The sequence below is a fragment of the Nocardia sp. NPDC050406 genome (assembly GCF_044459025.1).
In the GTDB taxonomy this organism is placed as follows: Bacteria; Actinomycetota; Actinomycetes; order Mycobacteriales; family Mycobacteriaceae; genus Nocardia.
Window position 1 is genome coordinate 2,792,605 of the sequence record NZ_JBITIM010000001.1, and the last position, 22,375, is coordinate 2,814,979.

The following is a 22,375-nucleotide window of genomic DNA, read 5'->3' on the forward strand; positions in this document are numbered from 1 at the left end:
CACCCCCCAATGCTTAGATTTCCCCGCAAATAAGGAGATTCCCGTGTCTGCACGTTTGGATCGCGCCTACCGAGAAGATGCCATCGCGCACCTCGAGGACACCGAGATCGACGTCCTCGTGGTCGGTGGCGGCATCGTCGGCGCCGGCGCCGCCCTGGACGCGGCCGCCCGCGGCCTCAACGTCACCCTCGTCGAAGCCCGCGACTGGGCGGCCGGAACCTCCAGCCGCAGCAGCAAACTCATCCACGGCGGCCTGCGCTACCTGGAGCAGTTGGACTTCGCGCTGGTGCGCGAGGCGCTGAAAGAGCGTGGCCTGCTGCTGAATACGATCGCGCCGCACCTGGTGCACCCGGTCTCGTTCCTGTTCCCGCTCCAGCACCGCGTCTGGGAGCGCGCCTACATCGGCGCGGGCGTGGCCCTGTACGACACCCTCGGCGGTGCGCGGGCGGTGCCCATGCACAAGCACCTGACCCGTACCGGCGCAATGGAATTGGCTCCGGCCCTGAAGGACGACGCGCTCACCGGCGCCATCCGCTACTACGACGCCCAGGTCGACGACGCCCGCTACGTCATGATGCTGGCGCGCACCGCCGCCAAGCACGGCGCGACCGTCCTGACCCGCACCAAGGTCACCGGCCTGCTGCGCGAGGGCGAGCGCGTGATCGGCGCTACCGTCATGGATTTGGAGACGGGCCAGGAGTACAACGTCCGCGCCCGCAGTGTCATCTCGGCCACCGGCGTGTGGACCGACGATATGAACAAGATGACCGGCGTGGACTTCCCGTTCCACGTGCGCATGTCCAAGGGCGTGCACATCATGGTGCCGCGCGAGCGGCTGAACATGGACACCGGCATCATCATGCGCACCGAGAAGAGCGTGCTGTTCGTGATTCCGTGGGATCAGCACTGGATCATCGGCACCACCGATACCGACTGGGCCTTCGACAAGAACCACCCGGCCGCCAGCCACGCGGATGTGCGGTACATCCTCGACCACGTGAACACGCTGCTGCGCGAACCGCTCACCGAGGACGACATCGTCGGCACCTACGCCGGACTGCGGCCGCTGCTGTCGGGCGCGTCCTCGGACACCGCCAAGCTGTCGCGCGAGCACGCGGTGGCCGAGCCGGTGCCGGGGCTGTTCGTCATCGCGGGCGGCAAGTACACCACCTACCGCGTGATGGCCGCCGATGTGGTGAACGCGGCCGTCGCCGGTCTGGGCAGCGGGGTCGCGCCGTCGGTCACCGAACATCTGCCGCTGCTCGGCGCGGCCGGGTACCAGGAGATGCTCGACGACCTCGCGGGCGTCGCACGGAACTCGGGGCTGCCGGTCGAGACGGTCGAGCATCTGATGGGCCGTTACGGTTCCGCCGCCAACGATCTGTTCGAGCTGATCGCCCGCGATCCCCAACTGCGCCAGCCGATTCCGGGCGCACCGGACTACATCGGCGCGGAGGCCGTGTACTCGGCCACGCACGAGGGGGCACTGCACCTCGACGATATCCTCACCCGCCGCACCCGCATCTCCATCGAGGTCGCCGACCGCGGTCTCGAGGCCGCGGCGACCGTGGCCGAACTGGTCGCACCGCATCTGGGCTGGGACGCCGAGCGCACCAATGCGGAGATCAACCGCTACTACGACCGGGTGCACGCCGAACTGGCCGCCAACGAGGCCCGGGACGACGAGGCCGCCAATGCCGCCCGACTGGTGGCCGCCATCTGATAGCCGCTATCTGATAGCTACTGCCTCTGAGGCTGCGTCGCACCGGAGCGAATTCCGTGGCGGCGCAGCCTTTTCGTGCCTGGAAACAGTCGCTTTCCGACGAGATATCCGTGTGTTTCCAATGGTTTGCTAGATCGAAACCGTAGAGTCTAATTTGGGTCGGGGCCGCGACCGCGTCCCCACGCGGATCGGAGGCTACACATGAACTTCGGCACGATATTCGTCAGTGAAGCACTAGGCACCGGAATACTGATTCTGCTCGGCGCGGGCGTGGTCGCCAATGTGTTGCTCTCCAAGTCCAAAGGCTTCGAAGGCGGCTGGCTGCTCATTACCTTCGGCTGGGGTCTCGGCGTCTTCGCGGGCGTCTACGCCGCCTACAAGACCGGCGGTCACCTGAACCCGGCGGTCACCATCGGCAACCTCTTCGCCGACGCCGACGAATACGCTCCCGGCGTCCCCGTCACCCTCACCAACACCCTCGCCTATCTGAGCGGTCAACTGGTCGGCGCGTTCCTCGGCGCGTGCACCGCCTACCTCGCCTACAAGCGGCACTTCGACGCGGAGACCGACGAGGAGAAGAAGCTCGGCGTCTTCGCCACCGTCCCGGCCATTCGCTCCTACGCCTGGAATTTCGCCACCGAGGTGATCGCCACCTTCGCCCTGGTCTTCGTCATCCTGGCCTTCGGCCACACCCCCAGCGGCCTGGGCCCGCTGGCCGCCGCCCTGCTGGTGGTCGGTATCGGCGCGTCCCTGGGCGGCCCCACCGGCTACGCCATCAATCCGGCCCGTGACCTCGGCCCCCGCCTCGCCTACGCGGTGCTCCCGACCCGCCACTCCGCGGACATCCTGCCGGAGCAGGTCGCCGCCGACCTCACCGTCGGTGTCGGCGGCAAACACGAACTCCCCGAACGGGCCCCACGCCACCACAAGAACGCCGACTGGTCCTACGCCTGGGTTCCCGTGCTCGGACCGCTGGTCGGCGGGGCCCTGGCCGGATTGGCCGCGCAGATCTTCCTCTGAGCGTTCCCGCATACCTCGCGCGAACCGGGTAACCCCTCGGACATGAGTACACCGGAGATCGACCCCACCTCGGCCGCGGCGCGGCAGGAGGATGCGGATTTCGCGGGCGAGCACTCGAAACCGACGCATGCCGACGAGCATTCGCAGCCCGAGGACATCGAGCGGGACGAATCGAGTCCGCGTGGCGAAGGCGGGGACGGCGGCCTGGATCCGTCCACGAACCAACCACTCTGAGAGCCGCGCGACGAAAGAGGCGGCGGGCAGCCATATTTCGGCCGCCCGCCGGACTCGTCGGTCCTGCCCGGCTCAGCCCTGCTCGACTCAGCCCTTCTTGGCCCCGGCCTTCGCCTTGCCCTTCTTCGCGCCGTTCTTGGCGCTGCCATTGAGATCGATGCTGTGCTCGGTGGTCTTGTCGGCCTTCTTCACGCCCTTGGTATGCAGGGCCGAGACCAGCAACCCGCTGTCGTCGGCATCCACCCGCACCGTATCTCCGGGCAGCAGAGCACCATTGAGCAATTCCCGGGAGAGCTTGTTGTCCAGCTCCTTCTGCACCGTGCGGCGCAGCGGGCGCGCGCCGAACTCCGGCTGATAGCCATTGTCGGCGAGCCAGTCCATGGCCTTGTCGGAGACGTCGAGCTCGATGTCCTGGGCCCGCAGCCGCCGCCTGGTTCCGCCCAACACCAGATCCACGATGGTGCGCAGCTGCTGCTTGTCGAGCCGGTGGAACACGATCTGCTCGTCGATGCGATTGAGGAACTCGGGGCGGAAGTGCGTGCGCAGCCGCTCCTCCAGCTTCGGGGTGATCGAATCCAGGTCTCCCGGCGGGGCTTTCAGGATCAGGTCGGAGCCGAGGTTGCTGGTCATGATGACGATGGTGTTCTTGAAATCGACGGTGCGGCCCTTGGAATCGGTGACCCGGCCGTCGTCCAACAGCTGCAACAGCACATTGAACACATCCGGGTGCGCCTTCTCCACCTCATCGAACAGGATCACCGAATACGGTTGGCGGCGAACCTTGTCGGTGAGCTGCGCGGCATCGTCGTAGCCGACGTATCCGGGCGGCGCGCCCACCAGCCGCGACACCGTGTGCTTCTCCTGGAACTCGCTCATATCGAAGCGGATCAACCGGTCCTCGTCGCCGAACACCGCCTCCGCCAAGGCTTTCGCGAGTTCGGTCTTGCCCACGCCGGTCGGCCCGAGGAACAGGAACGAGCCGATGGGCCGATTCGGATCCTTCAATCCGGCCCGCGCCCGGCGCACCGCCTCGGCGACCGCGGCGATGGCCTCCTCCTGCCCTATCACCCGTTTGTGCAGCACATCCTCGAGTTGCAGCAGCCGCTGTTTCTCCTCCACAGTGAGGTCCGCGACCGGAATACCGGTCTGGCGCGAGACCACCTCGGCGATATCGGCGACCGTCACCGCGGGCATCTCGGTCTCGCCGCCCTCGTCGCCCACGGCCTGCTCGGCCTCGGCGATCTCGGCCTTGAGCTTGTTGGCCTTCTCGTACTCCTCCGCCGCCACGGCGGCGTCCTTCTCGCGCCGCAGTCGGGCCAGCTGCTCGGACTTGCGCCGATCCCCCGGATCCGGTGTGCGCGTACGCAATCGGACCCGCGCGCCCGCCTGATCGACCAGATCGATCGCCTTGTCCGGCATGAACCGGTCGGTGAGGTAGCGATCCGACAGCTCGGCGGCGGCCACCAGCGCCTCGTCCTCGTAGCGCACCTGATGGTGCTCCTCGTACACGTCCACCAGCCCGCGCAGAATCTCGATGGTGTCCACGACCGACGGCTCGGAGACCAATACCGGCTGGAAGCGCCGTTCCAGGGCGGCGTCCTTCTCGATGTAGCGCCGGTACTCGTCGATGGTCGTCGCGCCGATGGCGTGCAGTTCGCCGCGCGCCAGGGCGGGTTTGAGCAGATTGCCCGCGTCCATGGAGCCCTCGCCGCCACCGCCCGCGCCCACGATGGTGTGCAGTTCGTCGATGAAGACGATGAGTTCGTCGGAGTGCTCGCGCACCTCGTCGAGCACCTTGGTGAGTCGTTCCTCGAACTCGCCGCGGTACTTGCTGCCCGCCACCAGCGAGCCGACATCCAGGGCGATGACCCGCCGGTCCGCGAGCGTGCCGGGCACATCGTCGTTGACGATGCGCTGCGCCAGACCCTCCACGATGGCGGTCTTGCCGACACCCGGGTCGCCGATGAGCACCGGATTGTTCTTGCGGCGCCGCGACAGGATCTCGATGGTCTGCTCGATCTCCTGGGCGCGGCCCACCACCGGATCCACCTTGCCCGCCCGCGCCTCGGCGGTCAGATCGCGGCCGTACTCGTCGAGAGTCGGTGTGGCACTGGGCTGTTTGGGAGCCTCGGTCACCGGCAGCTTCGATCCCGCCAACGCCTGGGCGGCGGGGGTCTGCGAGGCGGCGATGCCGAGCAGCACGTGTTCGGGTCCGATATAGCTGCTCCCGGCCTCGGCGGCGCTGCGCTGGGCCTGCCGCATGGCCAGTTTGGCGGCCGGGCTGAGCGCTACCGCGTGCCCGCTGCCCGTCGCACCCACCCCGCTGCCCGCGGCGGTGCGCATCTGTTCGCCGAGTTCCTCGGGATCCCTGCCGATTTCGGCGATCACACTGCGTGACGGCTCGACCTTGGTGGCGGCGTACAGCAGATGTTCCGGGGTGATCTCGGGATTGCCCCACTCGTGGGCGGCCTCGCGGGCCGTGGCGACGAGTTCCTTGGCATTGGAACTCAGCAGTCGGCCGAGATCGATGCGCTGCACCGGGGGCTGCGCGGTGGTACCCGGTCCGAAGAATCGCTGGAAGATGTCATCGAAGGAACTGAACGAGCTGGGCCAACCCTCGGTCATATGCACCTCGCTGCATCGGCGGGCGCGCCGGTCCGGCACGCCGGATACGGATGGTGACGCTTCCCGACCCAACGTACCCCCGGGCAGCAAACATCCCGCAGCCAGGTGCGTTCGGGCTAGCTGTCGTGGTCGCCGGTCGGCCGCGCGGTCGGGAAGGCGATCGCCGCCATGCGCGCGGCGTAGGCGTCCCCGTGCACCAGGGTGAACGGCGCGTAATCACGCACATGGCCCTCGGCCCACTCCCAGACGGAATCCAGATCGACGGCGACGCCGCGCTGGAGAATCAACCGCCAACCCTCGGGCCGCCGCTCCCAGATATCGCCGTCACGGTCCAGATAGAAGCCGACGATCTCGGGCTCCACCGCGGGCATTGCCTGATCCCTGATCACTTCGCCGCCGGACAACCACTCGATTCGAGTCAACATTCGCTACCAACCTCCTATGAATACTTCCTGATGGAATTATTCTGCAGGGTTCTTCCGATTCACTTCCAGTCGGATTCCGGGCAGAGCCGGAAAAGTAATGCGATTGGAGAATTTGGTTGTGCACACTCCCGGATCATTTCACAAAATTGACATTTTGTGATCCAGGTCATAGATGTCGCGCGCGGTGCGCAGACGTGCTCACATGCCTACTCGAGCAATCGTTTGGCAAGCGAACGATCTTATATCAGACCACTATCGACATTTCGAGCCCATCAGCGCTGATCACGGCACATTTCGATGCGATTCAACACGCTCGAAAATCCGATAACCATTCGGCAACTATTCAGCATACTTTTGGCATCATCGAATTGTGGGATGATAGTCCTCTTTTGAGGCGAACTGACCAGTCCGCCCGCCCGGCCGAGGAGGGGTGTCGATGGCAGGACCACACGTCAGGGTGCTCGGCCCCCTGCACATGTCCATCGACGGGCAGGAGGTACCGCTCGGCACCCCCATGCAACGCGCCGTGCTCGGCCGCCTCATCGTGGCGCGGGGGCAGGCCGTCAGCACCGAGCGGCTCATCGAGGATCTCTGGGCCGGACAGCCGCCGCCGAAAGCGGCGACCGTGCTGCAGGTCCATATCCACAATCTGCGCCGCCTCTTCGAACCGGATCGCCCGCGCCGCGCGCCATCTCGTTTCATTGTCTCCGAATCCAATGGCTACGCACTGAATCTGCCGCCGGATGCGGTGGACGCCTGGCACTTCGAGGAACTCCTGCGTGCACACCAGGAACTGCGAGGGACCGACCAGTATGCGTCCGATCCCGCCGAGCGCAGCCGCCTGTTGGAAAACGCGCTCGCCACCTGGAACGGACCTGCCCTGGAGGCGTTCGCCGAGTCGGAATGGGCTGCCGCCGAAGCGAATCGGCTCACCGATCTACGACTCACCGCCGCCGAACTGGATGCCCAGGCCAAACTCGATCTGCACCGGCCCGGTGATGTGGTCATCGAATTGCGGCAGTTGTTCGACGAACATCCCGGTCGGGAGGAAATCGCGCGGCTGCTGGCCCTGGGGCAGTATCAGCTCGGTCAGCAATTGGAGGCACTTGCCACCATTCGCCGCAGCCGGGAATTCCTCGGTGAGGAATTCGGGGTGGATCCGGGTCCGGCGCTGCGCGGACTGGAGTCGGCGATACTCAATCACTCCGCGGATCTGACCTTTCCGGGCGGGCTGCCGGTGGTCGCGCCCGGCGGCCTCGACATCGAGGGCTCCGCGGACCGTCCGCGCCTCGAGATCGACTGCGCCACCGACTATGTCGAGGAGATCACCGAACTGCTCACGGTCGCCGAGGCCGCGCGGGCCGGACGCCTGCGACTGGTCTGGATCGCCGGTGAGGCGGGTACCGGGAAGACCACGCTGGCGGAATCGGCTGTGGCACAGCTGAAGAGCACGGGGTGGACGACGGCGGTCGGCGGGTGCCCGGAGGTGGACGGCGCGCCCATGGCCTGGGCCTGGTCGGAGATCGTCGCCGACCTCGGCCACAGCGCGGTCGCCGAGACCCCCGTCGACCCATTCACGCTGTCGCGCACGGTGGCTCAGCTCTGCGGCCAGGCCGAGACGCCCGTCGCACTGCTGCTCGAGGACATCCACCGCGCCGATACCGCGACCCTGCAGGTGCTGCGACAGGTGGCGAACTGGCTGCGCGACGAGCCGGTACTGATACTGGCCACCAAACGGCACTCCGAATCGGCGCCCGAAACCCACACCGCCGCCGCCTCTTTGGCGCAGCACACCGCCGCCTGGCTCGAACTCACCGGCCTGGACCGCGCGGGCACCCGGGCGGCGGCTCGCGCCGCCGGGCTCACGGAGCTCGATGATGCCCAGGTCGACAGATTGCACCGGCGAACCGGTGGCAATCCCCTCTTCGTGCGGGAGGTGGCCCGCTCGCTGGCCGCGGGCGGCGATCCCGACGAGGTGCCCGAATCGGTCCGGGAGCTCATCGACAGCCGGATCGCGCGGCTGCCGTGGGGCGTCACCGAAGTGCTGCAGCACATCTCGGTCTGGGGCAATGGGGTGGATCTGCCGCTGCTGGGTCTGGCCAGCGGCATACCCGAGGACGCGCTCATCGATCTGGTGGCCGCCGCGGAGACGGCCGGGTTGGTGCGCACCGACCGCGCGGGCCGAATCACCTTCGACCACACGCTGATTCAGGACACCGTCTATCACGGCATTCCCTCGCTGCGGCGGGTGCGCATGCACTGGTCGGCGCTCGAGATCCTGGAGAAGCAGCCGCTGCCCGCCTCCGGCGCACCGCGCGAACCCGAGGAGCTGGCCCGCCACGCCATTCTCGGCGCGAGCGCCGACACCGCCCGGCACGCCATCGAATACGTGCAGGCGGCGGCGCGCGACCGGATGGATCTCGGGCTGCGCGGCGCGGCGGCGCGCCTGGTGCGCTCGGCCATCGACCTCCACGAACTGGCCGGACACGACGGCGAGCACGCCGAGTACCGCGACCGCGTCGCGCTCCTGGACGCGCGCTGCGCGCTGGTCACCGCGCTCGCCTACGACGGGCGACAACGCGAGGCGCTGCTGGCGCGCGCCGAAGCCCTGGCGCTGGCCGAGCGCATCGGTGACGACGAACTGATCGCGCAGGCGCTCACCTGCTGGCGCGCACCGGTCATCTGGCCGATTCGCGAATGGCGCGAACACAATCGGCCCTTCCTCGACGCGCTGTGGCGACTACTCGAGACCGCGACCGGCGCGATGCGCGTTCGACTACTCATCGCGGCCGCTTTCGAGATCGATGTGAGCGACCGCGCCAGCTACACCCAACTGACCCGAGAGGCGCTGGAACTGGCCCGCGCCCAGGACGATCCCGAACTGCTCTGCGCGGCCATCAATGCCGCGACCCATCTGAACTTCGACCGCGACGCCGGACAGGCGGGACTGGCCGCCGAACTCGAAACCATCGCGGCCGGTGCGGGATTCGTGGAATACCGGGCGGTGGCCCATCATCTCCTGTTTCGGAGCGCCTTCGCCTCCGGTGATCTCCTGGAGGCCGATCAGCAGGCCACCCTCGCCATCGAATACGCCGACGAGGGCCAACTCCAGCCGCTGCTCGATATCGCCTGCTGCGCCTGGGCGTGTATGGAACTGCTGCGCGGCGAGATCGACCGGGCCGAGGAGTTGTTCGAGGAATTCCAGACGCGCATAACGCATTCCGGCCTGACGAATGCCGCCGTCGCCGCGCTGACCGGTGGTCTCGCGGTCGGCTGGGCGCGCGGTGATCTCTCCGGCATGGTGCCCCGGATCGCGCAGTGCTACGCGGAGCTGCCGGATCTGCTGTCGCACATCTACTCGATCGCCCTGGTGCACGCCGGAAATCGCGAACTGGCCCGCGAGGTCTACGACCGGGCGAAGCCGCCCGGTGACGGTGTCTATCCGGTCATGATGTCGGTCTTCCGGGCCGCCGCGGCCATCCAATTCGACGATGACGACACCATTCGCGATATGTACGACTACCTCGCACCGCATGCGGGCACCATCGTCGGATCCGAATCGGGCATCAGCGCCTACGGCCCCTTGGATGCCGTGCTGGCCAGCCTGGCCGTCGCGCTCGGCGACCACGACGCGGCGGTCGCGCACGCCGAGCGGGCCCGCCGATTGCTCGAGCGCGCCCGCACCGAACTCCGCGCGACGCCGCCCTGGCAGCCGCTGCCCCGAACCGTCGGCACCGAGTCCACGCGTCGATAGCTCGGCACCCGCGGGGTGGCGATATGGCGAACGCCGGTGCCCCGCGGTGGGACACCGGCGCTCGCCGAGATACGCAGTGCTACTTCGCCTTGTGGTACGCGTCGACGATTTCCGCCGGGATGCGACCGCGCGAGGACACCTGGTGGCCCTGAGCGCGCGCCCATTCACGAATGGCGGTGCTCTCCTCGCGGTCGACCGCGGGACGGGTCTTGCCGCTGCCGACCTTGCGCTTGGCGCGGCCGACCTTGCGGGCCTTCTCCGCCCACGGCTCGATCACCTCGCGCAGCTTGCCCGCGTTCTTCATCGACAAGTCGATCTCGTAGTCCATGCCGTCCAGCGAAAAATAGACGGTTTCGTCGGCCTTCGATTCGCCGTCGTAGTCGTCGACCAGAGTCACGGTGACTTTCTTCGCCATGGACTGCCCTTTCACGTTGTTGCCCGCTTTTCGCCGGAAATGCTATGCCCGGAACACACAGAATTCAAACCAGCCACGAATCCAATTCGGTCCTGTCAGGCTTTTCTGCTATTACCGGAACGGGCGCGATGCGGACTTCCCGGGCGATCAGCGGATCCGGAATGCGGTCATCCGCCATCCGTGACGACCGAGGGCAATACGGGCGGCGAGTGCGAAATGCCGCGCACCGCGATCGTAGGAGCCGCAGACCTCCGCTTTCGCCGTTTCCACCATGACCACATCGGCCCTGGTCAACACGGCCGTACCCAGCCCGCGACCGGGGACGAGCCCGGCGGCCACCAGGGTGCGCACCGCCGCGACCACCCCGGTGTCGGCCACCGCGGCCAGTTGTGCGGGCGGGCGGCGGCCATCGAGCACTTCCAACGCCACCCGTGTGGTACGCCAAGCGAATTTCCGAGCCTGCTCGCACACTTCGTGTTCGATTGCCGGAATTTCCGGATGCGCGGCATGTGCCAGCCTTTGCAGCGCGCTGCCCCGCGACCGCCGCGCGGCATTCCGGCCCACCCGCCGCGCACAGCACGGGGACACCGGCGGCTCGAGGTTCGGAGCCGGAGACAAGTAGTGCCCGCGAAATGCCATACCCCCCACTCCCCCGCAATTCACCGATCGATTCCCCCGCGATTCGATTCGCCAGCATGGCACGACGCGAGCGGCGCGATAAGCCCTGCTGGCGCGCCCGCGCGTGACGCGCCGCGCCTTGGGCTTACCGCACCTCGAATTGCCAGCGCGGTATCAGACGGCCGCCGCCGCGGGCTGATTCGCATCCGCCGCGGGCCGCCCGGCCGGAACCGGGCGCAGGGTTTTGCTCAGGTCGGTGCGCATGGTGGTGGCGGCGTCGAGCAGGTAGTTCTGCCGCACGGTCCACGGGTGGCGGTCGCCCTGGCGCGGGAAATCGGCGATCGAGCGCTGGATATAGCCGGAGGCGAGGTCCAACAGCGGGCGCTGCGCCAACTCGCGCGTGGGCTGCGGGACCACCGCCGAGAAGCCCTTGCGATCCATATGGGTGAGGATCTTGCAGACCAGCCGGGAGGTGAGGTCGGCGCGCAGGGTCCAGGAGGCATTGGTGTAGCCGATGCAGACCGCGAAATTGGGGACGCCGGTGAGCATGGTGCCCTGCCAGACGAACTGGTCGTTCAGGCGCACGGGCGCGCCGTCCACCACGAGGTCGATGCCGCCGAAGGCGAGCAGTTGCAGCCCCGTGGCGGTGATCACGACATCGGCCTCGAGAACTCGACCCGACTTCAGCCGAATACCTTCGGGCACAAAGGTTTCGATGTGGTCGGTGACCACCTCGGCCTTACCCTTGCGCATGGCCTTGAAGAAGTCCGCGTCGGGCACGGCGCACAGGCGCTGGTCCCACGGGTTGTAGCTGGGGGTGAAGTGCTCGGCGACCTGCTTCTCGTCCTTCAGGATTCGCGTGGTGAGTCCGGTGAGGAGTTTGCGGGCGGCCTCCGGGCGACGACGGCAGTACTGGTAGAAGCCGATATTGAACAGAATGTTCTTGGTGCGGATGGCGCGGTGCGCCAGATTCGGCGGCAGCAGTTCGCGCAGGCGGTCGGCGACTTTGTCGCGGCCGGGGACCGCCGAGATCCAGGTGGGGCTGCGCTGCAGCATGGTGACGTGCTCGGCCTGGTCGGCCATGGCCGGAACCAGCGTCACGGCCGTCGCCCCACTGCCGATGACCACGACCTTCTTTTCGGCGTAATCGAGGTCCTCGGGCCAGAACTGCGGATGCACGACGGTGCCGGAGAAGTCGCCGATACCGGGGAATTCGGGATTGTGCCCCTGGTCGTAGTTGTAATAGCCGGAGCAGGAGTAGAGGAAGCCGCAGGTCAGCGCGCGCCGCTCGACACCCGCGGCGGTGCGCTGCTCCACGGTGAGCGTCCAGCGCGCGGTGGCGCTGTCCCATTCGGCCGCAACGACTTTGGTGCCGAAGCGAATATGCCGGTCGATACCGTTCTCGGTAGCGGTCTCGGTGATGTAGCGCAGGATGGCGGGGCCGTCGGCAATGGATTTGGCGTCGCGCCACGGCTTGAACGGGTAGCCGAGGGTGAACATATCCGAATCGGAGCGAATGCCGGGATAGCGGAACAGATCCCAGGTGCCGCCGAGGGCATCGCGCGCCTCGAGCACCGCGTAGCTGCGGCCCGGATGTTCGGCCTGGAGGCGGTAGGCCGCGCCGATACCGGACAATCCGGCCCCGACAATGACGACATCGAGATGCTCTGGGGTGGTGGCGGCCTGCTCGCTCATGCTCTCCAGTCTGTCGGCGGTCCCGGTAGTGTTCTTGACTCTAAGCGACAAGTATTTGATTCTGTACGACATGTCGGTCATCAGGTCCGCGGGCCTGCGCGGATTCCGCGCCACCGTGGCGGAGCTCGGCGGCAATGCCGAGGAGTTCGCGCTCGCCTGCGGGCTGCCGGTGGCCGCGCTGGACACCGACGATCTACTGGTCTCCGACTACACCATGGGCGCGGTGCTGGAGTTGGCGGCGCATCGATTGCGCTGTCCCGACCTGGGTCTGCGCATTTCACGCCGCCAGGATCTGGCCATGCTCGGCCCGCTGGCGCTGGCCATCGGCAACTCCCCGACCCTCGCCGATGTGGTGGAGTGCGCCTCGCGCTATCTGTTCGTGCACGCCCGAGCGCTGAGCCTGACCCTGGAGCCGGACCCGTACGGCGAACGCGGCGTCGTGGCACTGCGTTACGGGGTGCCGCCGAGTACGCCCACTCCGGTGCAGGGTACGGACCTGGGACTGGCCTTCGTGCACCACACCATCCTGCAGCGCCTCGCGACGGACCGCTACGGCCTGCGGTCGGTGGAGCTGCCCTATCGGCCGCCCGCACCGATCTCGGTGTACGAGGAGTTCTTCGGCGCGCCGGTGCGGGTCGAACGCTCCGCCGCGCTGCTGCGCGTGCCGAGTCACCTTGCCACCGTGCCGCTCTCGGGCGGCGACGAGAATCTGCACCGCCTCGCCATGGCCTTTCTGGCGGAGCTGACCGGCGGGGCCGCCGCCGATGTCGCGCCCCGGGTGCGCACCGCCGTCCAGCGGTTGCTCGGTACCACCACACCCGAAATCGGGGCGGTGGCACGGCTTTTGACCGTACATCCGCGCACCCTGCAGCGGCGGCTGGCGGCCGAGGGCGCCACCTTCGCCGAGATCCTGGACGAGGTGCGGCGCGCGGAGGCGCGGCGGTATCTGACCACCACCGATATGCCGATGAGTCAGGTGGCCGCACTGCTCGGGCTCGCCGAGCAGGCGACCCTCACCCGCTGCTGTCGTCGCTGGTGGGGGCTGACGCCGACGGCGGTGCGGCGCAGTGGAAATCGCGCACCGCTCCCGTGAGATCGGACAAACAGGGCTTTTACCAACACAGTTCGAGCAGTGATGCGTGTCGCCGATCGTTGCTGGAAGTTTTCCGATAAGGATGGGAAGGGTGAAATGCCCCTCCTGCTCCTGGCCCTCGCCCACCTCCGCCGTCTCGACCCACCGCAGCGTGAACTATGTGCGCTGTGTCTGTGGCCAGTGGCTGATCACGGTGCACGGCAAGGTCGTCGGGACCGCCGGGGGCAGCAATCTCAGCCGCTCCGACGCCGTCGCCGAAATCGTCGGCGCGGACGCGAGATAGCCGATCAATCCGGAACGACGAGGCGCACCGCCTGAATCCGATTGCCGCGCTCGGCGAAATCGAGTTGGGCGATCCCCCGCGCGTCGCCGGTTTCGACGGTGGCGGTCACGGTGCGCCCGGCGGCGATGAGTTTGCGCCACCGCAGCCGCGCCGCGCGGGTGACGAAGTCCTCCACCGACATGGCATGGCCCGCATGCCATTCCAGCCGCGCCACCGGGGCCAGCACCGCACGCACCCCGGCCGTGTCACCGCGCCCGGCCGCCTCGAGCAGGCGCGCCGCCGCCTGTTTGCCGGACGTGCCGACACCGCGCATGGCGCCCATGAACCCCAGCGCCCCGCCGATACCCTGATTCCCGATCAGCTGCGGCCCCAGCTTCACTCCGGCCAGCAGCCCGGGAACGCCCGCGCCGAGCAGCTGCGCGATCATGCCGGGCAGCTCCCAATGCGCCCGCAGCGCATGGATTTTCAGCTGTCCGTCCCGGTCGACCACGTCGTAGCGCAGATGCATGGGCACCGGCAGCGTGACACCGGTGGACATGGTGGTCTCGATGGTCAGATCCCGGAACACCGTCATCGCGCTGACCACATCGTGGTCGACGACGAAGGCGATGTCGTTGGGTGCGATGAAGGTGTCGTAGAACCGTTCCAGGGCGGCGCGCCCCGTATGCGGCCGCGACCCCACCGGATCCTCGACGGTCGCCCCCTCCGCGAACAGGTCCACCCAGGCCGTCCGGTCGTGGGCGGCAACCGCCTTGGGTGAGGCCTCGACGGTCGCCAGCAGTTCGGCGGCAGTTGGATTCGCGGACACGACTCTCCTCCACGGTTGTTGCGGCGGGGCGATGATACCGTGCGCGGCAAGGGCTTCGGGCCACCGCAGACGAAGGGAAAGCGCTGATGGGCACGGCAAGCAGTACGCTCCAACCGGCCGATATCGGATTCCCGCTGCCGCCCTGTCCGGACGCGCCCGCCGCGTACACGGTGAGTTGGCCGGTGCGGCTGGGCGATACCGACGGCGAGGAGCGCCTGCGCCTCGACGCCATCGCGCGCTACGCCATGGATATCGGATACGAGCAGCTGCTCGCGGCCGAGGACGGGCACCTGCATCTGGCCTGGCTGGTGCGGCGCACCATCATCGACGTGGTGCGGCCGATCGCCTTCGGTGAGAACGTGACGCTGCGGCGCTGGCCGTCGGCCATGTCGAATCGCTGGTTCACCGCGCGCATTTCGATCGAGAGCGACCGCGGCGGATTGATCGAGGCCGAGCAGTTCCTCATCAATGTGGATCCCGAGGCGGCGCGCCCGGCACGCATGACCGATCGGTTCATGGAGCCGATGCTCGCCGTCACCACCGAGCACCGCCTGCGGTGGCAGGCCGCCCTGCGCCCCATCACTCCCGCCGACGACGGCGAGGCGCGCCCGTTCCCGCTGCGGGTCACCGACGTGGACCGGCTGGGGCATGTCAACAACGCGGTGCACTGGGAGGCGGTGGAGGAGGGCCTCGCGGTGCACCCCGAGCTGGGGAAAGCGCCCTACCGCGCCATTGTCGAACATGTCGGCGCGGTCATGGGCGCGGACGACGTGTCGATCCGCACCCGGCGCGACGCCGCCGGGCTGGACCTGCAACTCGAGGTGGACGGCACGGCCCGCACGCTGGCCCGGATCAGCCGCCTGGACTAGCGCTTGGGCAGGGCCAGGTCCATACCGCCGACGTCGGCCACCTTCCAACCGTCCGGGTTGACGGTCACGGTGTAGGTGACGGTGGTCTTCACACCCTGCGGATTCTGAGCATTGGTGCTGGTGACATCGAGGAAGACATCGACCACGTAGGAGTCGCCGTCGCGGTTGACCACCTTGGCGGCGACCGGGGTCGCGCTGGAGGTCCACTTCAGCACAGTCAGCGCCTCGTTGAGCTTGGGGGCCGCGGCGTCGAACTGGGTGGCCAGCTTGTCGGTGGTATTGGCCTTGAGACGGCCCTGCCACGCGCCGAGATCGGCGAAATTGATGTTCGACGCGCCCAGGGCGTAGTCGGTGGCGACCTGTTCGGCGCGCTGCTCGGTGGCGATCTTGGCGTTCTGGTCGTCGAGCTCGCCGCGCGCGTTCAGCCAGAGGCCGGTGGTGACGGCGGTCGCGCCGATCGCCAGGACGGCCACGACCGCGGCCACCAGCGTGGACAGCGGCAGCGACACCGTCTTGCGCGGGGCCGGGGCGGGTGCCTCCGGGGTAGGTGCTTCCTGGTTCTTGCCCAGGTTCACGGAGGCAGCGTCGGCCTCCGCGTCGACTGCCCGCTTCGGTTGGGTGTCCTCGGACATCCGCTTCCTCCTTGTTACTGCACTAACTGTGACGGCACTACTTGACGTTCACCCGCACCCGCACGGCATCGTCGCCGGTGGCGGCGAGGGCCTGCGCGATGAGGCTGCTGATATCGAGCTGCGGTCCCGTACTGCGCGCGGCATCGGCCAACGGTTGCAGGGCGGGTGCGAGGGTCTTCAATTCTGGTCCGACCTGTTGCAACCACTCGGAGAGCCGGGCCAGGAAGGAGGCGAGCCCATCATCCGCGACGTAGTCCTGCGGGCCGGGCTGGCCGTCGACCAGTCTACCGACCGCCTCGGTGAGCTGCGTCAGAGCGTGCGAGAACTCCACGAAGGCGGGGGCCGCGGCGGCGGTGGCCGGACCCATGCCCGCCATATCGGAGGCGGCGGCCTGGAAGCTGTTCAGCAGCGAGGCGATCTTGGGTTCGCGGCTCATGATGGCGGCGGCGAGCAGATCACCGGCGCGCTCGAGCGACGGCATGGCGCTGTCGGTGCCGAGGAAGGATTTGCCGACGGTGTCCACCAGCGAGCCGACCACCTCCGGGTCGAGCTGGTTCATGACCTTGGTGACCAGCCGGGCGACCTCCGGAATGGACAGCGGCGGTTGCACTTTCGAGGCGTCGAGGCGCTGGCCGTCGGTCAGGTACGGGCCACCGCTGCCGGTGGGCCGGAACTCCACATACGGTTCGCCCAGGGCCGAGAGATGTTCGATGGTGACCACGCTGTCACTGGGCACCTTGCGGTCGGCGTCGAGTCGGAAGGCCACCTCCACCCCCGCGGCGGTGCCCTGCACCGAGGTCACCTCGCCGACCTCGATCCCGGTCAGCAGAATCGGCGAACCCACCTCCAGCGAACCGGAATTCGGCAGCACCATGGAGGCGTGGGTGAACTCGGCCCACGGATCGGCGCGCACCACGCCGAAGGTCAGATAGCTCGCGCCGACCACGGTGACGACACCGATACCGGTCAGCGAGGCCAGTGCGCCCCATTTCATCGCACGGCTCCGATCATGCGCAGCGTGGAGACCATCCGGTCGACCTGATCGTCGGTGGAGACCGCATCCGTCCGGACGCCCGTGACATTCACCTTCGCGCCCCGCTCGAAGAACGGAATCACCTTGTCCCGCAACAGGGCGATGAGCATGTTCAGGTTTCCGGGCGCGGACAGGTCCAGCGGACTGCCCGACACCGCCAGCGGCACGAAGGCTTGCGCGGCGGCGTCACCGGAGGTCGCGATCGGCGCGAGCCAGGTGAGCGAGGTGCCCAACTGCCCGAGCGCGGTGAACAGCCCGGCCACCCCGTCGATGGAGTGCGCGATGCCGTTCATCTGATCGACCGACTCCTGGCTCAGCTCGTGGTCGAGGAAGCCCATCTTGTCGTGCAGCACTTGGGCATTGGTGCCCAGACCGTTGAGCAGCAGGTCCACCTGGTCCAGGTTCGCGGCCAGATCGACGGCGTCGGCGGCGAGCACCTGGGCGATGCGCTGGGTCTCCTTGGGATCCTGCGGCAGCACGGCATTGAACCGGTGGATGATGTCCTGCAACTGGTTGACGGCCCCGCCCTGGGTGAAGGCGGCCAGCGCGGCCATGGTGTCCTCGAGCTGCACCGGCGGGCGGGTGCGGTCGATGGGGATGGTGCCGCCGTCGCCGAGCAGGGAGTCGAAACCCGTCGGCGGCGTGGTGAGGGCCAGGTGGATATCGCCGAGCACGGTGTTCTGCCGCAGCTCGGCCACGGTGGTGGCGGGCAGTTTGACCGAGGTGGAGATATCGGCGTCCACCACCACGAAGCCGCCGCGACCGGCGGGCGCGTCGGCGGCGTCGACCACGCGCACCCCGTCGACCGTGCCGACCAGCGCGCCATTGGCGATGACCTTCGCCTTGGCGGGCAGATTCAGCACATTGTCGAATTCGATATGGATCTTGTAGGTCGGGCCCGACACCGTGGTACCCGGCATGGGCACCGAGGACGGGTCGAACCCGCAGCCGCCGACGCCCGCCAGCAGCGCGGCCGCCACCAGGGCGACACCGGTGCGGCGCAATACTTTTCGGCTCATCGCGCACCCGCCATTCCCAGCATGAGCTGAACCAGAGGAACCTCGACCATCCCGTTCGCCGCGCCCGGGCACTGCCCCGGCGAGACGGCGTTGACCGCGGCGCAGACCTGTTCGGCCTCCGGCGTGGGCAGCGCCACCCGCGGCGACCCGTAGGTGATGCCGCCGTTCGGGTCCGTCACCGCCTGCGCCACCGCGGTGATGGCGGGCATCTTGCGCACCACCTCCGCCAGCGAACCGACATTGGCGCGCAGCAGGCGCACCAGCGGCACGGCGTCGTTGAGGGCGTTCATGATCGGATCACCGGCGAGCACCACGAGATCGTTGATCAAGGGCAGCACCGCGCCGAGCCGATCGATCAATACCGCACCGGGACCGATCAATTCGGTGCTGGCGGCATCGAGGGCGGGCGCGAGCCGCAGCAGCATGCTGCGCAGATCGCCCCAGTGCGCCTCCACCTTCTCCGCCACCGAGGCGAAGGAGTCGAAAATGCCCACGAGATGGGCGATATCGGCATCGGGGGCGGACATGGCCGCACCCAGTTTGTTGACGATGTCGTTGATCTCCTGGCCGGTCCCCTTGGTCGCGGCGTCCAGGGCGGACAGCCCACGCCCCAGCGCGTCGGGCGCGTCGGCCTGCTGGATCTCGGCGGAGAGATCGGCGAGCGCAGTCAGCGTCTCGGTAATGCTCTTGGGGGTCAGCGTTTTCGTGATGGGCGTGGCCGGATCCCAGTGCGCGCGTTCCTTGCCGCTGGACAACACCGCCAGATTCCGGTCGGCCACAATGGAATCCGACACGGTGGTAGCGGCGGCATCGGCGTAGACGGGGTACCGCGCGTCCACCGAGAACCGCACGGTGACCTTGCCGTTCTCCGGCTCGACGGAATCCACGGTGCCGACCGGGATGCCGCGCATGGTCACCTTGTTGCCCGCGTACAGGCCGACGGCGTCCGGCATGATCGCGGTGTAGGCGACCGTCTTCTTCATGGGGTCGAACACGATGAAGTAGCCGACCACCGCGAGGACCGCCACCAGCACGGCGCCCGCCACGGACATGAACGCCTGCGAGCCGAGCATGCGCTTGAACATCAGCAGTCCTTCCCGGGCAGCGGGACGCACACCGGATCGCTGGGCGCGGTGATGGTCTGGCCGGACTGGTCCACCCCGACGCCGCCCTCGGGAATCACCAACTGCGACAGCTTGTCCTGCAGGCTCTGCGCGGAGGTGAGCACCGGCTGGAACTGCCCGCTGAGGTTCCGCAGTTCGGTCACCGCGCCGGTGATCTTGTCCTTCAACTGGTCGTTCCAGACCGGGCCCAGGGCGGCCACGCGATCCAGTACGTCGCTGAGCAGCCGAATGGCCTCGGCCATCTCGCTGTGCTTGTCCAGCAGCACGGTGACCAGGATGTTGGCATTGTCCATCAGGCGACCGAGATCGGTTTTCGCGCCGTCGTACATGCGCACGTACTCGTCGGCCACCGCGATGGCATTGGAGACCTGATCGCGCTGGCGGTTGAGGGCGTCCACATAGGTGCCGACGGTGTCGAGGGTGGTGCGCAGGGTGTCCGGCGCGGCCTCGAGCGAACCGCCGAGCGCGGTCAGATTGCGGTGCAGGGAATCACCGTCGATCTTCTGCAAGGGCGTGGCGGCATCCTGGAAGGTCTGCACCAGGCTGTAGGGCAGGCGCACCCGATCCGTGGGAATCGCGGTGTCGCCCAAGGGCTTCTCGCCCGCCGGGAACACCGCCACATAGTGACCGCCGACCACGGTGAGCATGCGGATGTCCAGCGAGGTCTGATCGCCCATGAACACATCGGAGTCCACGGTGAACTTCATGACGACCTTGTCGGGCTTCAGCTCGAGCGATTCCACCTCGCCCACCGAGATACCGGCGATGCGCACGTCGTCACCGGCCTTCACCGATTGCGCTTCGCTCAATTCGGCGGTGTAGGTGTGCTTTCCGAAGGGCACCACGTACAGCGCGCCGACGCCGAGCAGGCAGATGGCGAGCAGAATCGCGCCGATGACGCCGCGACGCAGCTCGCGCCGCTGACGGGTGCCGTCGTCGATGACGCGGTCGTCGCGAGTCAGGAAGCGGGGCAGTCTCATCCGTTGCACAGGACCACCTGCTGTCCGGACAGAAGCACCTGGATCGGCCCCGGCAACTCCGCGGTTCCCTTGCTGCACTGCGGTTTCCAGCCCGAGGGCGAGGGCACCGCGGCATCGGCCGCGGCCAGCACGCTGGGCAGTTTCGAGAACACCGCCACCGCCTCCTGCGGATCGGGGAACAGCCGCTGCACGAGCGCCTCCACGTCACTGCCCTGCGCCAGCCCCAGGGTGCGCAGCAGCGAATCGACCGGGGCCAGCACCGACGGCGCGGTGACCGCGAACTGCGCCAGCCCGCCGATATTGGCGCGCAGCGACTCGAAGATGTCGGTGAGCCGGGCCAGCAGCGGCACCAGGTAGTGCACGCGGCCGCCGACCTTGTCCGACAGCTCCGACATATTGCGGATCAGCGTGCCGATGACCTGCTGCCGGTTGTCCACGTAGGAGGCCAGTTTGCCGATGGCGTCCATGGCCGGGCCGACCCCGCCGCCGTCACCCTCGATGAGCGCGACCATGCTCGCGCTGAACTGATTCAGCGCCTCCGGGGAGATGGTGGCCAGCACCGGGCGCAGACCGTTGAACAGGCTGGTGACATCGAAGGACGGCACCGTGCGCTCCACGCCGATGGTGGCGTCGGCGGACAGCCGCACCCCGGGCGTGGGCTGCTGTTGCAGATCGATGTAGCGCTGCCCGGTCAGATTCTGGTAGCGAATCGCCAGGGTGCTGTTGTCGTAGATCGGCGCATCCTCCTTGACGGTCAACCGAACTCGCGCCCGGGTGCCGTCCAGATCGATGCTCTTCACCTTGCCGACCTGCACGCCGTACATGCGCACGTCGTCACCGACCTTCAGGCCGTTGGCATCGGTGAACAGCGCGTCGTGCGCCTCGGTCTCGCCCGCGACCGGTCGTTCGATGAGCTGGATGACCAGCGCCAGTACGGCGACGATCACCACCGCGAACGCACCCAGCCGCCAAGCCGCGGCCCCTACCTTCATCGGCCACCTCCCGCGCCCAGTAGCGGCACCGCCACGGCGGGGACGCCGCGCAGATCCACTTCGACATTCAGCACCGGCCCATTGCCGCTGTCGGGCATGGCGGCGCGCAGCCGCTGCAGCAGTTCGGTCAACTGCGCGGCGGTCTGCTGCGGGGCGGGCACCATCCGGGCCAGCGCCGACAGAATCGTGGCCAGCACATCGGTGGTGCCCGACAGCTGGGTTCCGGCCTGCCCCAAGGTCTCCGACAGCGTCGGCAGCAGCTTGTTCACGACCTGGTCGACGCCTCGGTCGTAGCCCGCCCGATCCTGTTGCAGCCGTTGCATACTGCGAATCACGTCCACCACTTCGACGGCGGCGCCCGCGAACCGGCCACCGCCGTCGAAGGCGGGGCCGAGATTGCCCACCAGCTCCGAGGGCGGCATCTTCTGGTTGTCCACCACGGTCCGCGAGGCCGCGATGACGGCCTGCGCCAGCGGGGTGAAGGCCTCCACGTCGGCCGCCGCCTGCGCGATGACCGAGGCCATCTGCGGGGTCAGCACCGAACCGCCGACCTGCGACATACTGCGCAGCAGCGATCCCATGGTGGCGTCGTAGACCGCCGCGGAGTTCTTGCCCGTCAGGTCGATGGTGGCCCCGGCGCGCAGCGGCGATCCGCCCGGCCCGCGCCGCAACTCGATCTCGCTGATACCGAAGAGATTCTGCGGCGCGTAGTCCACCAGCAGGGAATCGTCGAGACCGAACAGTCGAGAGTCGTCCAGCTGCAAGGTGATTCGCTGCGTGCCGCGCTCGGCGGGCGCGATGGCCGCCACCTTGCCCACGAGCACGCCGTTCATGCGCACCTGGGTGCCCTCCAGCACGCCGTCACCGATCTGCTCGGTGTGCAGGTCGATGCGCAGGCCCTCGTCCGAGCGCATGGCCCGGATTCCGTACCAGGCCGCGGCGACCGCGACCACCACCGCCAGCGCGACGGCTCCCACCTTCATGGCCCGGCCGCGGTCGACCGCGACACCCGGCATTCCGTAGTTCGGCATCC

At 68.0% G+C, this 22,375-nt stretch carries 20 protein-coding genes; 7 read left to right on the forward strand and 13 right to left on the reverse strand.

Features of this window, described 5'->3' with window-relative positions:
• Positions 1–43 precede the first annotated feature (43 nt).
• From glpD to ACIBH2_RS13110, 3 genes are all read left to right on the forward strand, one after another.
• A complete protein-coding gene (gene glpD / locus ACIBH2_RS13100) occupies positions 44–1,723 on the forward strand; it encodes a glycerol-3-phosphate dehydrogenase (RefSeq protein ID WP_397116567.1) in 1,680 nt (559 codons plus the stop codon).
• 201 nt (positions 1,724–1,924) lie between these two features.
• Positions 1,925–2,743: an MIP/aquaporin family protein gene (locus tag ACIBH2_RS13105; protein ID WP_397116569.1), complete on the forward strand. Its 819-nt coding sequence runs from the start codon at positions 1,925–1,927 to the stop codon at positions 2,741–2,743.
• Between the two features lie 42 nt (positions 2,744–2,785).
• On the forward strand, positions 2,786–2,977 hold the full coding sequence (locus tag ACIBH2_RS13110; protein ID WP_397116571.1) for a hypothetical protein: 192 nt from the start codon (positions 2,786–2,788) through the stop codon (positions 2,975–2,977).
• A gap of 87 nt (positions 2,978–3,064) precedes the next feature.
• Here the strand turns inward: ACIBH2_RS13110 and ACIBH2_RS13115 are convergent, their stop codons facing one another.
• Both ACIBH2_RS13115 and ACIBH2_RS13120 read right to left on the reverse strand, forming a co-directional pair.
• Positions 3,065–5,602, reverse strand: coding sequence for an ATP-dependent Clp protease ATP-binding subunit (locus ACIBH2_RS13115; protein WP_397116573.1), 2,538 nt, complete (start codon positions 5,600–5,602; stop codon positions 3,065–3,067).
• 116 nt (positions 5,603–5,718) lie between these two features.
• Positions 5,719–6,027, reverse strand: a complete 309-nt coding sequence (locus ACIBH2_RS13120; protein ID WP_397116575.1) for a hypothetical protein — start codon at positions 6,025–6,027, stop codon at positions 5,719–5,721.
• 436 nt (positions 6,028–6,463) lie between these two features.
• Here ACIBH2_RS13120 and ACIBH2_RS13125 point away from each other — a divergent pair, with 436 nt between their 5' ends.
• Complete coding sequence (locus ACIBH2_RS13125; protein ID WP_397116577.1) at positions 6,464–9,781, forward strand: BTAD domain-containing putative transcriptional regulator; 3,318 nt, start codon at positions 6,464–6,466, stop codon at positions 9,779–9,781.
• Between the two features lie 79 nt (positions 9,782–9,860).
• Here the strand turns inward: ACIBH2_RS13125 and ACIBH2_RS13130 are convergent, their stop codons facing one another.
• The 3 genes from ACIBH2_RS13130 to ACIBH2_RS13140 all read right to left on the reverse strand — a co-directional run bounded on the left by ACIBH2_RS13130 (position 9,861) and on the right by ACIBH2_RS13140 (position 12,509).
• Positions 9,861–10,196 carry an Lsr2 family protein gene (locus ACIBH2_RS13130; RefSeq protein WP_397116579.1) on the reverse strand — a complete coding sequence of 112 codons (336 nt, stop codon included), beginning with the start codon at positions 10,194–10,196 and terminating at the stop codon, positions 9,861–9,863.
• A 147-nt stretch (positions 10,197–10,343) separates the two neighbouring features.
• Positions 10,344–10,835: an Rv3235 family protein gene (locus ACIBH2_RS13135; RefSeq protein WP_397116581.1), complete on the reverse strand. Its 492-nt coding sequence runs from the start codon at positions 10,833–10,835 to the stop codon at positions 10,344–10,346.
• A 153-nt stretch (positions 10,836–10,988) separates the two neighbouring features.
• The gene (locus tag ACIBH2_RS13140; protein WP_397116583.1) at positions 10,989–12,509 is read right to left on the reverse strand and encodes a flavin-containing monooxygenase; all 1,521 of its coding nucleotides are present in this window, start codon (positions 12,507–12,509) and stop codon (positions 10,989–10,991) included.
• Between the two features lie 70 nt (positions 12,510–12,579).
• Here ACIBH2_RS13140 and ACIBH2_RS13145 point away from each other — a divergent pair, with 70 nt between their 5' ends.
• Together ACIBH2_RS13145 and ACIBH2_RS13150 are read left to right on the forward strand one after the other, a co-directional pair.
• Positions 12,580–13,602, forward strand: coding sequence for an AraC family transcriptional regulator (locus ACIBH2_RS13145; protein WP_397116585.1), 1,023 nt, complete (start codon positions 12,580–12,582; stop codon positions 13,600–13,602).
• Between the two features lie 91 nt (positions 13,603–13,693).
• Positions 13,694–13,885, forward strand: a complete 192-nt coding sequence (locus tag ACIBH2_RS13150) for a hypothetical protein (protein WP_397116587.1) — start codon at positions 13,694–13,696, stop codon at positions 13,883–13,885.
• Between the two features lie 4 nt (positions 13,886–13,889).
• On the opposite strand, the gene ACIBH2_RS13155 is transcribed toward ACIBH2_RS13150, so the two are convergent.
• Positions 13,890–14,693 (reverse strand): nuclear transport factor 2 family protein, encoded by an 804-nt coding sequence (locus tag ACIBH2_RS13155; protein ID WP_397116589.1) that lies wholly within the window; start codon positions 14,691–14,693, stop codon positions 13,890–13,892.
• Between the two features lie 86 nt (positions 14,694–14,779).
• Between ACIBH2_RS13155 and ACIBH2_RS13160 the strand changes: the two genes are divergently transcribed.
• Positions 14,780–15,562 carry an acyl-[acyl-carrier-protein] thioesterase gene (locus ACIBH2_RS13160; protein ID WP_397116591.1) on the forward strand — a complete coding sequence of 261 codons (783 nt, stop codon included), beginning with the start codon at positions 14,780–14,782 and terminating at the stop codon, positions 15,560–15,562.
• Here ACIBH2_RS13160 and ACIBH2_RS13165 read toward each other — a convergent pair.
• Genes ACIBH2_RS13165 through ACIBH2_RS13195 form a run of 7 tightly spaced genes read right to left on the reverse strand, consistent with a single transcriptional unit; the run spans position 15,559 to position 22,373 of the window.
• On the reverse strand, positions 15,559–16,194 hold the full coding sequence (locus ACIBH2_RS13165) for a hypothetical protein (protein ID WP_397116593.1): 636 nt from the start codon (positions 16,192–16,194) through the stop codon (positions 15,559–15,561). The two genes, ACIBH2_RS13160 and ACIBH2_RS13165, sit on opposite strands and share 4 nt — an antisense overlap.
• 37 nt (positions 16,195–16,231) lie before the next feature.
• Positions 16,232–17,188: an MlaD family protein gene (locus ACIBH2_RS13170; RefSeq protein ID WP_397116595.1), complete on the reverse strand. Its 957-nt coding sequence runs from the start codon at positions 17,186–17,188 to the stop codon at positions 16,232–16,234.
• Positions 17,185–18,246, reverse strand: a complete 1,062-nt coding sequence (locus ACIBH2_RS13175; protein WP_397116597.1) for an MlaD family protein — start codon at positions 18,244–18,246, stop codon at positions 17,185–17,187. Before ACIBH2_RS13175 ends, ACIBH2_RS13170 begins: the two co-directional genes overlap by 4 nt.
• Positions 18,243–19,331 carry an MlaD family protein gene (locus tag ACIBH2_RS13180; protein WP_397116599.1) on the reverse strand — a complete coding sequence of 363 codons (1,089 nt, stop codon included), beginning with the start codon at positions 19,329–19,331 and terminating at the stop codon, positions 18,243–18,245. The genes ACIBH2_RS13175 and ACIBH2_RS13180 overlap by 4 nt, the downstream gene beginning before the upstream one ends.
• Entirely contained in the window at positions 19,331–20,350 is a 1,020-nt protein-coding gene (locus ACIBH2_RS13185; RefSeq protein ID WP_397116601.1) for an MlaD family protein, read from the reverse strand. Before ACIBH2_RS13185 ends, ACIBH2_RS13180 begins: the two co-directional genes overlap by 1 nt.
• On the reverse strand, positions 20,347–21,342 hold the full coding sequence (locus tag ACIBH2_RS13190; protein WP_397116603.1) for an MlaD family protein: 996 nt from the start codon (positions 21,340–21,342) through the stop codon (positions 20,347–20,349). Before ACIBH2_RS13190 ends, ACIBH2_RS13185 begins: the two co-directional genes overlap by 4 nt.
• Entirely contained in the window at positions 21,339–22,373 is a 1,035-nt protein-coding gene (locus ACIBH2_RS13195) for an MlaD family protein (RefSeq protein WP_397116605.1), read from the reverse strand. The genes ACIBH2_RS13190 and ACIBH2_RS13195 overlap by 4 nt, the downstream gene beginning before the upstream one ends.
• Between the last annotated feature and the right edge of the window lie 2 nt (positions 22,374–22,375).